Genomic DNA, 14,968 nt, shown 5'->3' on the forward strand with positions numbered 1-14,968 from the left:
CAGATAACAAGGGATCACCAGATGGATTTAAAAGATAAGGTTGTCGTCATTACTGGCGGCGCGGGTGGCTTAGGCTTAGCAATGGCGCAAAATTTTGCGCAGGCGGGTGCTAAGATAGCGCTTATCGATGTGGACCAAGAAAAACTCGAGCGAGCCTGCGCTGAGCTTGGATCGGACACTGAAGTCCAAGGTTATGCCTTAGACATTACCGACGAAGAAGACGTCGTCGCGGGTTTTGCCTATATTCTCGAAGATTTTGGTCAAGTGAACGTGTTAGTGAACAACGCCGGTATTCTGCGTGATGGCATGTTAGTCAAAGCCAAAGACGGCAAGGTCACTGATCGTATGTCTTACGAGCAATTCCAATCGGTGATCAATGTGAACCTGACCGGCAGTTTCCTTTGTGGCCGTGAGGCCGCAGCGGCCATGATTGAATCGGGTCAAGCGGGGGTGATTGTTAACATCTCTAGCCTTGCTAAGGCGGGTAATATGGGCCAATCAAATTACGCGGCCTCAAAAGCGGGTGTTGCGGCTATGTCTGTCGGTTGGGCGAAGGAGTTAGCGCGCTACAATATCCGTAGTGCAGCCGTAGCACCAGGCGTGATCGCGACCGAGATGACGGCAGCAATGAAGCCAGAAGCGTTGGAGCGTTTAGAGAAACTCGTGCCTGTTGGCCGCTTAGGTCATACCGACGAGATAGCTTCTACCGTACGTTTTATTATTGAAAACGATTATGTTAACGGTCGTGTGTTTGAAATCGATGGTGGTATCCGTCTTTAGAGCGATATCTTATTGATTTGCATAAAAACCGAGCTTAGGCTCGGTTTTTTTATAGGGTAAATAAAGATAATGGTTCTTATGCTCTAGCTTTTGGATTTATTTAGATTTCACTGTTGGAGTTGACATTTAGTTGTTAACCTTCAACAATCGCTCTCCCGTTTTTTTACATAACTTTACAAACATGTTGATCACATGTAATGGAGCTTGAAATCCGGATGTCTTGGCAGGAAAAAGCCCACTGGCTTGAGAAAATCACTAAGCGCATGATGTTGATCGTGGGTATCTTAGGGTTGGTTGTGATTTATTGCGGTTTCTTTTTTCTGCTCTTTAGTGGCCGCTCTGTGGCCGTGATCCCATGGTTTTTTCTTATCTCACCTTGGGTGTGTATTTATTTTGGTTTAACGCAAGTACAACAAGTGCAAGTGGTAAATTGGTTCTTAAAAAAATTTAAAAAATAACTAATTTACACATAACTCATTTCTGCAAGTTCATATTTTGTTTCGGTTTGTGCAGTTGGCAAACATTGGGGAGAAACAATGAAGCTACATGGATATTTATGGATGCTGGGGGGCTTATTTTGTTTAGGTGCTTGCGAGCGCTCGAACAAAGAGACGCCGCATCTTAGTGATAATGGCGCGCGCATAGTTGCGCCCTATGGTAGTTGGCAGTCTCCGCTATCGGCGACTGAAGTTTTTGAGCAGGCCGATAATGTGGCTGAGTTACAAAGTGTTGATGGTGCCATTTATTTCTCTGAATCTGATGGTGAAAAACAAGGCCAAGTCGGGATCAAACGCCTCGATCAACGGGGAAAAATTACCGACATAGTGCCGCCTGCGTTTAATGTTAAATCCGCCGTTCATGAATACGGCGGCGCCGCCTTTTTGGGGATTGGTCAGAGTCTGTTTGCCACTAAGGCACAGGACCAACTGTTTTATCGTTTTGCCCCTAATCAACCGCCTTTGTCTTTAACGCCAAATGGTACTCGTCATGCAGATTGTATTGCTTACCCCAAAGGGTCGAGGATTATCTGTGTGCGCGAAGATCATCGTCAAGCGGGTGAGCCTAAGGCGAGTCTTGTTACCATTAATCTTAATTTTGCCGGTGAAGGCGATACCTTTGTTTCGGGCCATGACTTTATTTCTTCGCCAGCCATCTCGCCCGATAACAGCCAACTGGCGTGGATCACGTGGGAACATCCCTATATGCCATGGGATAATAGCGTGCTCTGGCTTGGGGATCTGGACCGTAAAGGGCAATTACACAATATTCGTAAGGTAAACACGCCCGCAGACTCTTCGGTGTCGCAGCCATTATTTAGTCCTGATGGACAATTGTATGTCGTATCGGATATCAGTAACTGGTGGAATATCTATCGAGTCACGGCACAAAATACCTTAGACCCAGTGCTAAAGAAAAAGGCCGAGTTTGCGGTGGCTGATTGGTATTTAGGCAATCATAACTATGCCTTTGAATCCGAAAAAACGATTATTGCCAGTTATATGCTTGGTAGTCAGGCCGTTTTAATTCGACTGCATCTAGATTCAGGCCTGACCGAATCTTTGGCCGTCGACTTTGGTGAAATCACCCAAGTGATCCGAGGGGAAGATGCTGTTTATTTTGTCGGCGCTAAGGCGACGCCAGAGAAGGGCATTTATAAAGTGATCGGTCGTGGTACTGAGTTGGTGTATACCCCTAACTTACCAAAACTTAATCCCAATTATATCTCCCGTGCTAAAAATATTACTTTTAAAACAGGTGCTAACCAGCAAGCTTACGGTTATTTTTATGGTCCGGTTAACCCCAACTATACTGCGCCTAATGATACCCGTCCGCCCTTGATTGTAATGTTACACGGCGGTCCTACGGCGCGGGCGAGTCTGGCTTATCGCAGTGACATTCAATTTTGGACCAGCCGAGGTTTTGCGGTTCTCGATGTTAATTTCCGTGGCAGCAGTGGTTTTGGCCGTGCTTACCGTCAAAGTATTTACGGAAAATGGGGCCAAGTTGATGTGGAAGATGCGGTCAATGCGGCCCGTTATTTAGTTGATAAGGGTTGGGTCGATGGACAAAAACTGGCGATTCGAGGTGTTAGCGCTGGTGGGTTAACTGTGATGTCGTCATTGGCATTTTATGATGTATTTCAAGCGGGGGTGAGCTATGCGGGGATCAGTGACTTTGAACAGCTCGCCAAGAGTACCCATAAATTCGAGACTGGCTACTTAGATCTGCTCATCGGCCCCTATGGTGAAAATCAAGCCCGCTATAGGGAACTGTCGCCCCTGCATCACCTTGAAGGATTGAATGAGCCTTTATTAATTTTTCAAGGATTACGTGACCAAATCGTACCACCACAGCAGTCGCGGCAGATTTATGAGGCGTTGAAAGTGAGAGGCGTACCCACGGCTTATATCGCTTATCAGGATGAACCCCACGGCGGTTGGAAACCTGAGCACAAGGCCGCAGGATTAGAAACTGAGCTGGCATTTTATGGGCAAGTGTTTAACTTTACCCCTGCGGGTAAGCTTGCAACACTGGTACTGGATAACGCCGCGGCGCTAAAGCCAACCATAGTGAGAAGCCAATAACGCAGTATTTACCGTTATTGAGTTTGACCATCGCTATTGCGATAGGCTATTACCGCAACACTCAGAGCCAGCATTTTGCTGGCTCTTGTGATTTTCGAGGCTGCCATGAGTCTCGTGACTTAGGCTGTCGATAATGGCGCAGTGGGGCTGATCGCCGCCTTGGCATTGGGTCACCATGTGCTGTAATTGCACCCTAAGCTGCTGTAGCTTATTGATTTGTTGCTCGACATAGGCAAGGTGAGTTTGGGTAAGCTGCTTAACGTCCTCGGCATTACGGCTTTCATTGCCCTTAAGACCAAGCAAGGATTTGCAATCCTCTAGGCTAAAACCTAAGTCGCGACATTGATGCACAAACTTAAGCGCTTCAATATCTTGATGGCGATAAACTCGATAACCCGCCCCATTGCGCTCGCCGCACACTAAGCCAATATCATGGTAATAACGGATACTCTTAACACTTAAGCCCGTTTGTTTCGCCACTTCACCTATCTTCATTTTGACCTCTATTTTTCCAACTGAATGGTATCACCCATTTCGCCCTGCAATTAATTGTCGATGTGATCACATTGAGCAAATTCATCCTTGACTCTCCAGTGATGGGAGACTTTATCTTAGACCTATAGTGTGAAACATCAAGTGAGGGATCTCCTATGTCTATGACCAGACTCTATGTCGCCAATATGAATTGCGCTGGCTGCGTCGCAAAAATTGAAAAGGCGTTTGCCACCCAAGATGGCGTCGAAGCGCGTGTGAATCTCGCTGATAAGCAAGTGACGGTAAAAGGCAAGATGAGCGCTGATACCGCCTTGGCTGTGATGGCGAATGCGGGTTATCCGGCGCAGGTTGTTATTGATGCTAAAGTCGCCGCCGAAGAAAAACGCCTTGAAGATGCCGCCGAGTATCGACTGCGGATGCGTCAAGCTATAGCCGCGCTCGTTGTGGGTGTGCCCATGATGCTGTGGGGATTACTGGGCGGTGAAATGATGATCAACAGCCCAAATCTGCAGCTAGGCTGGGGCATCATGGGACTGGTCACTTTGGTCTTACTCATCACCACAGGCAGACATTTTTATCAAGGTATGTGGCGGGCGCTCAAAGCCAAAACTACCAACATGGATACGCTGATTGTGCTGGGCACCAGTACCGCATGGGCCTATTCCATGTTGGTAGTCATTATGCCCAGCGCATTCCCTATGGATACCCGCCATGTGTACTTTGAGGCAAGTGTGATGATTCTAGGTTTAATTAACTTAGGTCATGGACTCGAGCTTAAAGCGCGGGGCAAAACCAGCGAAGCGGTGCAGCGACTGCTCGGGTTGCAATCCACTACTGCGATTCGTATCACGGATAAGGGTGATGAAAAGGTTGAGATAAGTCAGTTGAAACTGGGCGATAAGCTGCGTTTGCGCCCCGGTGACCGAGTTGCCCTCGATGGTGAGGTCGAAACGGGGCAATCCCTATTAGATGAAGCCATGCTCACAGGTGAACCCATTCCCGTGCTTAAAAATCGCGGCGACAGTGTGAGTGCGGGTACAGTCAATGGCAACGGCAGCTTAGTTTATCGAGTAACGGCGGGGCAAGAAGATACCAAACTCGCCAAAATCATCGCACTGGTGCAGCAAGCGCAAACCTCGAAATTACCCATAGGTCGATTGGCCGATAAGATCTCAGCGGTATTTGTCCCGACTGTGGTCGCGATAGCGCTGTTGGCAGCGGCAATTTGGTATTTTGCAGGTCCAGCGCCCGCCTTAAGCCATGCGTTAGTGGTGCTGACGAGTGTGCTTATCATAGCTTGTCCCTGTGCGCTGGGGCTGGCTACGCCTATGTCTATCATGGTGGCTGTGGGCCGCGCAGCCCAAATGGGCGTGTTAGTCAAAAATGGCGAGGCACTGCAAACCGCCAGTAAAGTTGATTGTGTGGTGCTGGATAAAACCGGTACGGTCACCTTAGGTAAGCCGCAAGTCACTGACTTTGTATTAGTACAAACACTGAGTGATGCCGATAAAGAAACCTTGCTGGGCGAAATCGCAAGCCTTGAGCAGCACTCTGAGCATCCGTTAGCGGGGGCGATTGTCAGTTATGTCAAGGAATCACTCCCACAATTACCCGACACACAGGCATTTACGAACCATCAAGGAAAGGGGATTGAGGGCAAGGTCGATGGCGTATCGCTGGCGATTGGTAATCTTGCCTTGATGACTGCATTGGAGATTGTCAATTCCGATGGCAGTGCCTTAGATCCTAACGCGACATTAAGTTTTGCGCACCAAGGTAAAACCCCGATTTATATCGCTAAAGCGGGCAAGTTAGTGGCCACTATTGCGCTGGCTGATCCGATTAAACCCGATGCCAAAGAAGCCATCGCGGCCATGCTGCAAAGGGGCATTCGCGTGGTGCTGTTAACGGGGGATAACCCACAAACGGCGCAGGCGGTGGCCGACCAAGTGGGCATCACCGAAGTGATTGCTGGTGTACTACCCGAGCAAAAACAACAGCATGTGCTGGATTTACAAAAGCAAGGGCATGTGGTGGCTATGGTAGGGGATGGTATTAATGATGCGCCAGCTCTGATGAGTGCCGATGTGGGGATCGCGATGGGATCGGGCACTGAGGTGGCGATTGAAAGTGCGGACATCACCTTGTTGTCGCAGCAATTGATAGTGATTGCTAACTTATTGGCATTGTCGCGGGCGACGATTACCAATATTAAGCAGAATCTGTTCGGCGCCTTTGTGTATAACAGTTTGGGTATTCCGGTTGCGGCGGGCGTGCTTTATCCACTTACGGGCATGTTATTAAGCCCTGTGATCGCGGGTGCAGCCATGGCTTTGTCTTCACTGACTGTCGTCACGAACGCCAACCGCTTAAGACGGCAGAAGTTATAAGCTGCCAGTGCCCAAAAAAGCTCAATATACTGAAATGGGTATCTTGAGCTAACTCTGGGCTTTGTCCACATTAGCACTTACCACATAAGCCCTTAGCATCGCCAAGGTTTGCGACGCTAAGGGTCATCAGATTGTCATTCGGCGCGAATACATTGAAAGCTAAGCCAATAGGGTAAAATTAATTACGCTTCTCATACAGGCATGGTGCGGCGATTTCGGCATTCCCTCTGGCTTTTGATCCGCCTTGGTAGTTGATAATTTAGCCCAAACTGCTATAGTGCCACGTTTATTTTTACCCCTTCGGCATAGCGTTATTTGGTTTATGCTTATTTAAAGCGGCGCCAGCGGGCTCGGCCAACATTACTCGATTTGGAAGTTCATTTTGATCACAACAGCAAATATCACCATGCAGTTCGGCGCTAAGCCACTGTTTGAAAACATCTCAGTTAAATTTGGCGGTGGTAACCGTTACGGTCTTATCGGCGCGAATGGCTGTGGTAAATCGACCTTCATGAAGATCCTGTGTGGTGATCTAGACCCTAGCAGCGGTAACGTCTCGTTAGATGTGAATGAGCGTCTGGGTAAATTAAGCCAGAACCAGTTCGGTTATGAAGAATTCAACCTGATCGATACCGTGATCATGGGCCACCGCGAACTGTGGAAGGTAAAGCAAGAACGTGACCGTATTTATTCTTTGCCTGAAATGAGTGAAGAAGACGGCATTACCGTTGCCAACCTAGAGATGGATTTTGCTGAGATGGACGGTTATACCGCCGAATCTCGTGCTGGCGAATTACTGTTAGGTGTAGGTATCGGTATTGAAAGCCATTTTGGTTTGATGTCTGAAATCGCACCGGGTTTAAAACTGCGTGTATTGTTAGCACAAGCTCTGTTCTCTGATCCAGACGTGCTGCTGCTTGACGAACCTACCAACAACTTGGACATCGACACAATCCGTTGGTTACAAGACATGTTGAACCAACGTAGTAGTACTATGGTTATCATTTCGCACGATAGATATTTCTTAAACTCAGTCTGTACTCACATGGCTGACTTAGACTACGGCGAACTGCGTGTTTACCCAGGTAACTACGACGAATACATGCAAGCAGCTACCCAAGCTCGCGAGCGTTTATTGTCTGATAATGCGAAGAAAAAAGCCCAGATCTCTGAACTGCAAACCTTCGTAGCACGCTTCTCGGCTAACGCCTCTAAGGCGAAACAAGCCACCTCTCGTGCCCGTCAAATCGACAAGATTAAGTTAGATGAAGTAAAAGCATCTAGCCGTGTGAACCCCTTCATTCGTTTCGAGCAAGAGAAGAAATTGTTCCGTAATGCCTTAGTGATTGAAAACCTAACTAAAGGCTACGACACTCCGTTATTCAAAGACTTAAACTTAATTGTTGAAGTGGGCGAGCGCATTGCGGTATTGGGTGAAAACGGCGTTGGTAAAACAACCCTGTTACGTACCCTGATCCACGATATTCCGCAGGATGCAGGTACTATCCAATGGTCTGAAAACGCTAACATTGGTTACTATGCACAGGACCATGAGTCTGATTTCGCTAACGAAATGACGCTGTTCGAGTGGATGAGCCAATGGCGCAAGCCAGAAGATGACGACCAATCGGTACGTGGTATCTTAGGCCGTATGTTATTTGGCTCTGACGACATTAAAAAGTCAGTCAAAGTGCTGTCTGGTGGTGAGAAAGGTCGTATGTTATTCGGCAAGCTCATCATGCAAAAAGCCAACATTTTAGTGCTCGACGAACCGACCAACCACATGGATATGGAATCGATTGAATCACTGAACAACGCGCTGGAAATGTACGAAGGGACCTTGATTTTCGTGAGTCATGACCGTGCATTTGTATCATCGCTGGCAAACCGTATCCTTGAAGTCACTCACTCAGGCGTGAATGATTTCAGAGGCACTTACGATGAGTTCCTTGCCAGCAAAGGCATTGAAGTCTAACGCTATTTGTTATTTAGCTGCATGTGTAAATACATGCATTTAAATACATGCATTTAAATACATGCATTTAAATACATGCATTTAAATACAGTGCAGCTAAATACAGCATAAATAAAAACGCCGCAATGCATTGCGGCGTTTTTGTATCCATTTGCTGTCTTTTTATCTAGCGATTAGCTTTCGCGCACTCGATTTTAGTGCATTGGTGGCACTCGTTAGGGTGCTGACTCTTGCTGCACATAAATCAAATTGTCGGTATCAAAGCCGCGGGCTTTAGACATTTCAACAAACTTTTGTAGCACCTCCGTTGGCACAGTCGGGGTTTTAGCCAATAGCCACAAATAACCCGTGTCGGGGCCCGATATAAAAGCGTATTGATAGTTTTCATGATCTAATTCGAAGACCACATACGATCCATAAAATGGCCCAAAGAAGGAGACTTTCAAATAGCCTTCTGAGTCCCCATTCACAAAATAGGCCTTACCTTCGGCTTCTTTCCATTCATTTTTAGCCGCTGAAAATCCACGGTTAATGACCCTAACACCACCATCCTCTTTCAGGCTGTATTCTGCGCTAACTTGGCTTAAGCCTCTTTCGAATGAATGATCTAAGCGCGCAATCTCGTACCATTTACCTAAGTATTTATTCAGCTCAAAATCATTCACGGGTTGAACCAGTTTAGGCATGCCTAAGCAACCGCTGAGCAAAAATATACTAATGACTAACAGTAGCTTTCTCAATTTGACCTCCTGATCTTAAGTCTTAGTCGCACGTCTTCGGTGCAATGTTCAATCAATCCGCTATCGAGCTTACACTATTTTCTTCACATTATTTCAGCAACTTGGCAAAGTGTTGTTGGTTAGCCGCTCGTAATCAATACTTTGCGCTGACTGATAAAGCCTTGGCTAATGCCGGCCAGAAGAATTAAGCCGACACCGCTTAATTGCATTGGGCTCAAGGTTTCACCAAATATCCACCATGCTAGCGTCACTACGATAACCGGTTCCACATAGGCGAGGGTGCCAAAAGTGACTGCAGGCAATTGGCGTAGGGCTTTTACCGCCAGCAAAATGGCTAAAAATCCGGGGAAGAATCCAATCGCAATTAACCAACCCATTTGCGGCAAACTTGGCGTTAGCGGTGCATTTATCACTAAGGGCAGTAGGCACAAAGCGCCGACACTAAGCTGCACTAAAGTGCTTTGATAGGGCGAACTCAGGCTAGGTTTTCGGTTGATTAACATAAAACCGCAGTAGGTTAATAAAGCGAGTAGGGCATAAAAATAACCTAATAATTCAGTGTGATTGCTCGCTTGCTGTGGCCCTGTTGGGATCATTAACATAAAACCCATTAGTGCGACGACCACGCTTGCCATGCTTAAGCGGGTGAGTTTTTCGGCAAAGAAATAATGGGCGAAAATAGCCGACACCACAGGGGCTAAGTAAATAATCATGATTACTTTGGCCATTTGGGTGTACTGAATGGCTTCAATGTAAAACGCCATAAAACCCGCGAGCATAATGCCATTCACTAAGGTACGTTTACTGGGTCTATGGCGAATTTGCTGGCCTTTACCTGTAAGCAGCATATAAGCCAATAGAAATAGGGCACCAAGCAGTAAGCGGTAGAAGGTAATGTGTTCGGCGGGCAGGGCGGCAAAGCGCGCTAATACACCGATAGTGCCCATAAGAATAGCCGCCAATAGGGCAAAAATGATAGCTAAAGCTGAGCTTGGCATAGGCAACCTGTAACTGAAGAATTTAAGGGCGACACCGTCCTGTGGACGGCGTCGATTTTGCCTTAAAAACTCACCCTAGGCTATGCCGATGTATTAACTTAAATAATGCTTTTACGTGAACGGAAATGGTTAAAGCTATCTTGGCTGTAGGCCGCCTTAATCCGTTTTAACGCGGCGTAATTGTGGTCAAAGTACACATCTGTAGGGATGCCCTTATCTTTGAAACCGATAAAAGCGCCCGAGGTGTTGGGGATGTCATAGTTTCGGCTGGCATCAATCCAATCGAGCGCACGATTAATGCGGGTAAACACTTGGCTATCCTGCAATTGTTGTTTCTCTTGCAGGGCGTTATTCCACCAAGTTTGATATTGAATCGTGTATTGTCTGTCCTTGTAGGGGAAGGCGCTGCGACTCTTTTGCTCTTCGCCCATAGTGCGATAATAATCGCCCGCAATGGCGCCAAGGGTAACATAGGTAAATAGCCCCAATTGGCGATTACCTTCAAGCACATAGCGAGAAGTTAAGCTTTCGAGCAGTGGCTTATAACCGTCCCTTAGCCCCGTTTGATTCACTAAGCGCGAGGTGACTTTATGGGGCGCGGGCTCATCTAAATCGGGTGGCGTCGGTGAGCGGTTTATGCCTTGCAAGTCCGCTTGCAGATGATGAAAAGATTCCCTTTCCCAATTGGCCATTAAGTTTTCACCGTAGGCTTTGGTGAGTCCGCCCATCCCCTCGATGCGAATTTCATTGGGCACTAGGTCAAACTCATTAAATTGTGTCTGGATAAAGTGATTCAGACTGGCGGAATTGCCTTCCCAAAAGCCATACATCAAGCAGTTATGCTTAATCGACTCAGTGTCTATGTCAGTCGTTTTGTGTTGTTCTGCGGGTAAATGTTTGGCATTTATCTTGAGATTGGTACCAATCAAACAGCCTGTGCTGTCGGCATTAATGATGGCTTCCCAGCGCTGTAAAATGTCTTTGGTTGGGGTGTGCTCAATGAGTTCTTGGGTTTGTTTATCATAGCAATTCCACTCTAATTCAAACTTGAGCAGGCAAGGCGGTAGTGGAAAGGTTTGCACAAAAAATCGGGTCACTATGCCGTAACTTAATCCGCCGCCACCCTTGAGCGCCCAAAGTAACTCAGGTTTATTGGCAACCGAGACGACTTGGGTTTCACCAATGCCGAGGACAATTTCTGCCTGTAATAGGGATTCGCAGCACATGCCGTATTTGCGGGTCCAAGGTCCTGAGCCACCGCCCATAATAAATCCCGCTAAGGCAACGTTGCCACTGGTGCCATGGGGGATCATCACGCCTTTTTTTGCAAGGGCAGTGGTGAGATTGATAAAGCGATTGCCTGGGCCAATGGCCGCAATACCTGTGATGGGATCTAAAGTGAGGCTATCCATCTTCAGCAGATCCAACACTATGGTATTGGTCTCAGTGCTTTCACCTTCGTGATCATTCCCACCCGAGCGCACGCTGATCGGCAAGTTATAATCGATAGCCGCTTTATAGGCGATTTTAACTTCTTCAGTGGACGTGCATTTGATGATCGCCAGAGGCTTTTTTTGCAACCTGCGGTTGAACAGCTGGCAAGCTTGTTGGTAGGCAATCATTTGCTTACCCGTGCTGACCGAGAATTGCTGTTCACTATAATAATGGCCAGCGGTAATAATATTGTCGGCCGGAATGTGTGCGCGAACTTCATTGATGAAATTAACAAAGTTTTTGGCTTGAGTGATCACTAAGTTTTCACTAATACGCACTTCTGCACTTAATTCTTCTTCGGTCGATTGCATAATCAAACAATCCCGTTCGAGTTCATTCGCGACGGTCACTTTAATATTCGAACGATAGGCCGTCAGCGATTTAAATACTTCGATATTGAGGGTGATATCCGCTTGATTGCTCGCCGTGTAATTCACTAAATAACTAAAATTTGGCCAAGTGTTATAGTTACATTCAATAATATAGGCTCGGCGTTCGTGGGGCGGAATAATCTTAGGCAGTTGTTGATTATAGGTGTTGCTATCCGTAGTGGTTTTTATGAATTGATGTTCAGTATCATTAAATATGACCAGCAGCACTTTTTGCCTTTTAAGTGGGATAAAGTTTTCACCGCGAATATTATGTGCATCTTGGTGCTGGTAAATGTAAAGGTTATTTTCGCTAATCGATCTTTGTTGCGCTGGATTACGGTAATAGTCAACGATTTCAGTTCGGGTTAATAATCGATTAAGTAAAGTGATGCCAAATATTTCACCATCGAAATGTGTGTCGCGGTGATTGGGTAATGACACGTTTTCAATTAAAAACTCATTGTCGGCAACCAGTGACAGATTATTGAGTTGTGTATGGGTAATTTCACCATCCACATAACAACTGATTTCATGGTATTCATGGCAGATAGACAATAAGTGCCACTGGCCGTCATTGAGTCCACCTAAGGTTGATATTGCCTCAACCCGCAGCAAGGTGGTATTAATCACGCATTCAATATGCCCCAGTGAATTAATGTCCACCGCGAAATAGGTATCTTCTCGATCGGTTTTATAATGGAACACACGCCCACCTGCGCTGGTTTTTACCCAACACTGGTAAGTAAATATGGCAAGGGGTGACGTGCTCACGGGTAAGCTTTTTTCAATCACTGCCCGTATATTTCTTGATGCCTCAAGCTTGTCCATATTCATGAGTCCTTTCGTGTGCTTTATGTGTTTTCCTCAATGCGCTAAAGCGCTACTGGGGTAATTCATCCCGTGGTTAATCAATTGCGGGTAACTAAGCCGCGGGTAACTATGTTTTGAGTAAATCAGTTTTGGGTGAATCAGTTTTGGGTAAATCAGTTGCGGGCAAACAAGTCGCCAATTAATAGGTATTAAAGCGATGTATTGATCCTGTCACGGCCATCGGCTTTGGCGCGATACAATGCGGTATCGGCGGCGCACAGCATGGCGAGTGAGGTACGGAACTGGCCATTGATTTCGCTCGCAATCCCTTGGCTCGCACTCACAGAGACATAATCGCGCAGCCCTTGCTCGGTAAAGCGCAGGTCATTAATCCCTTGCTGCACTTTTTGGGCAATCGTTAGTGCCATTTTGGCATTGTGGCTTGGTAGAATTAGCGCGAATTCTTCGCCGCCGTAACGCGCTGCCAGGCCAACTTCTATCGGCACTATGTCAGCAATCACTTTGGCAATCTTTCGTAGACATTCGTCCCCTTGGATATGGCCGAATTGGTCGTTGAACACTTTGAAGTAATCCACATCGATAATCACCACGCTGATCGGGCGCAGCTTACCTGTGCATTCTTCCCAATAGTGATGCAGCATTTCATCAAAATATCGGCGGTTCGCCAGCCCAGTCAGTGAATCTGTGGCGGCCAATTTACGTAGTTTTTGATTTTCCGCTTTGTGCTGCGTCAAATCGTGCATCATCATCACAAACAGAGGTTCATGGCTGGGGATGTAGGAAATGGAAAGCTCAACATCTTTTGCTTTGCCTGAGGCTGTAATGAGGGTGATTTCTTCGGCGGAGTGCTGCACTGGGATACCGCAATTTTTGCCTAATTTAATATCATTGCTCAGCAGATTGTCATAGCGAGCTTGGTGGTGTTCAGTCAAAAAGTTGCGCCAATCTTGTCCCTTCAAACTGGCCTGCGGGCATGTTAGTAAGTCAGCACCTTTGCTATTGCTAAAGTAAATGTAACCTTGGGCATTGACGATAATCACCGGTTCAGTCAGATGCTGAATAAACTGTTGAATCGTTTCAATCGAGGTATGTTCGAAGAAGGTTAACGGCAATGCGGGCTCGACCAAGCCTTGCTGCGCAGTGCACTGTGAACCATTGCCTTCACCCACAAGTGATAATGGATGTTGTGAACGTGTCAGTTTAGGTGAGCTTGTCATTGTTATCATTCTCCGTGAACCTAATGCCATCTGCGCTAAGCGCTTTTCTGATGATGACTTTATTCTTCGCAAAGAAAAGATACCTTCTGCTTACCTTCCGATTTAATCTATTGTTTATAAAGGTTTTGAATTTAATTTTCTCACGGTAAATTCTCAGGTTTAGCTGAAACGTGCGAGGTTTTGGGGCATGGCTAAGTTAAAAGAGTGGCACTCATGAGTGGATTTTTGGGTATTAAGCGGCAAACGCAAAGGATTTTAGTGTCTAAAGATGGTGGATAATGCTTTGATTTTATCGACAATCCAGCCACGTCTATGCTCATAACTGCGGCCTGTGAGTTTATCCTCACCGCACAGAAAAGCCCTTCTGACACAGCGATTTATCACATGATAGAAGGGCGTTGTATTAGCATCGATAAGCATTCTTCTGGCCGAGGTCATCATCCGCTCCAAACAGACGCAATCAAGATAATGTAAAGGCTAGTATAAGAGGGGATAAAGCACAAAAAGACATGGCTGTCCCCGCTTTTGTCCCCGCTTTTGCATTTAGCTCATTTCAGGAGGCGTTTATCTAGAAAATATATGGCTGTCCTGAAAGAATTGGCTGTCCTGAAAGAATTGTGAAAAAAAATTATTGGGTCAATAAAAGAAGGGACAGGGTAAGCTGTCCCCGATTTAATCTTTTAAATTAATTAGGTTTGTTAATAATCTGCGGATCAGGACTTAGTATTAGTAAGGTATTAGTTGTATTACTTAATACAAATTGGAACTTAGTGGTACCTGGAGTTCTATCGAGGTCAACAAGTTGTACTAACATACCATCGCTGCTAATGGTAACGGCATCGACTATTTCATCAAATGGAGTCACAAAGCCTACACCGACAAATTTTAAACCTTTACCTGTTTGGTCATTTAGCAGGTAGGTTACAGTACCAGCTTGAGTGACGGTGATATCACCTTGGCATTGTTGACCGTTGGCATCGGTATAGATAAATACAGGTTCACCATTTTCTAGATTAACATTGACTTTAATAAATTGAGCGGTACCTTGTGGTGTTATCATTTGATTATCCTTTTTTAAGTACAGTTATTGAT

The 14,968-nt window shown here is 46.2% G+C and carries 12 protein-coding genes; 5 read left to right on the forward strand and 7 right to left on the reverse strand.

Annotated features, from left to right (window positions below):
• The first annotated feature begins 21 nt into the window (after positions 1-21).
• The 3 genes from L5L98_RS00550 (at position 22) to L5L98_RS00560 (ending at position 3,365) form a co-directional block, all read left to right on the forward strand.
• Positions 22-780, forward strand: coding sequence for an SDR family oxidoreductase (locus L5L98_RS00550; protein WP_263138125.1), 759 nt, complete (start codon positions 22-24; stop codon positions 778-780).
• A 215-nt stretch (positions 781-995) separates the two neighbouring features.
• Positions 996-1,238 carry a hypothetical protein gene (locus L5L98_RS00555; RefSeq protein ID WP_028760560.1) on the forward strand — a complete coding sequence of 81 codons (243 nt, stop codon included), beginning with the start codon at positions 996-998 and terminating at the stop codon, positions 1,236-1,238.
• A gap of 78 nt (positions 1,239-1,316) precedes the next feature.
• On the forward strand, positions 1,317-3,365 hold the full coding sequence (locus L5L98_RS00560) for an alpha/beta hydrolase family protein (protein ID WP_263138126.1): 2,049 nt from the start codon (positions 1,317-1,319) through the stop codon (positions 3,363-3,365).
• A 33-nt stretch (positions 3,366-3,398) separates the two neighbouring features.
• Here the strand turns inward: L5L98_RS00560 and L5L98_RS00565 are convergent, their stop codons facing one another.
• The gene (locus tag L5L98_RS00565) at positions 3,399-3,860 is read right to left on the reverse strand and encodes a MerR family DNA-binding protein (protein WP_263138127.1); all 462 of its coding nucleotides are present in this window, start codon (positions 3,858-3,860) and stop codon (positions 3,399-3,401) included.
• A 155-nt stretch (positions 3,861-4,015) separates the two neighbouring features.
• On the opposite strand from L5L98_RS00565, the gene L5L98_RS00570 reads away from it, so the two are divergent.
• Both L5L98_RS00570 and L5L98_RS00575 read left to right on the forward strand, forming a co-directional pair.
• Entirely contained in the window at positions 4,016-6,250 is a 2,235-nt protein-coding gene (locus L5L98_RS00570; protein WP_263138128.1) for a heavy metal translocating P-type ATPase, read from the forward strand.
• A 382-nt stretch (positions 6,251-6,632) separates the two neighbouring features.
• Positions 6,633-8,225 carry an ABC-F family ATPase gene (locus tag L5L98_RS00575; RefSeq protein ID WP_081729050.1) on the forward strand — a complete coding sequence of 531 codons (1,593 nt, stop codon included), beginning with the start codon at positions 6,633-6,635 and terminating at the stop codon, positions 8,223-8,225.
• A 215-nt stretch (positions 8,226-8,440) separates the two neighbouring features.
• Here the strand turns inward: L5L98_RS00575 and L5L98_RS00580 are convergent, their stop codons facing one another.
• From L5L98_RS00580 to L5L98_RS00605, 6 genes are all read right to left on the reverse strand, one after another.
• Entirely contained in the window at positions 8,441-8,965 is a 525-nt protein-coding gene (locus L5L98_RS00580; RefSeq protein ID WP_263138129.1) for a lipocalin family protein, read from the reverse strand.
• A gap of 119 nt (positions 8,966-9,084) precedes the next feature.
• On the reverse strand, positions 9,085-9,963 hold the full coding sequence (locus L5L98_RS00585; protein ID WP_263138130.1) for a DMT family transporter: 879 nt from the start codon (positions 9,961-9,963) through the stop codon (positions 9,085-9,087).
• Between the two features lie 98 nt (positions 9,964-10,061).
• Positions 10,062-12,656: an FAD-binding protein gene (locus L5L98_RS00590; protein WP_263138131.1), complete on the reverse strand. Its 2,595-nt coding sequence runs from the start codon at positions 12,654-12,656 to the stop codon at positions 10,062-10,064.
• A gap of 191 nt (positions 12,657-12,847) precedes the next feature.
• A complete protein-coding gene (locus tag L5L98_RS00595) occupies positions 12,848-13,876 on the reverse strand; it encodes a diguanylate cyclase (protein WP_263138132.1) in 1,029 nt (342 codons plus the stop codon).
• Between the two features lie 255 nt (positions 13,877-14,131).
• Entirely contained in the window at positions 14,132-14,317 is a 186-nt protein-coding gene (locus tag L5L98_RS00600; protein WP_411569200.1) for a hypothetical protein, read from the reverse strand.
• 244 nt (positions 14,318-14,561) lie between these two features.
• On the reverse strand, positions 14,562-14,936 hold the full coding sequence (locus L5L98_RS00605) for a DP-EP family protein (protein ID WP_168823123.1): 375 nt from the start codon (positions 14,934-14,936) through the stop codon (positions 14,562-14,564).
• Between the last annotated feature and the right edge of the window lie 32 nt (positions 14,937-14,968).

This window comes from Shewanella sp. SM23, from assembly GCF_025654295.1.
Classification (GTDB): Bacteria; Pseudomonadota; Gammaproteobacteria; order Enterobacterales; family Shewanellaceae; genus Shewanella; species Shewanella oncorhynchi.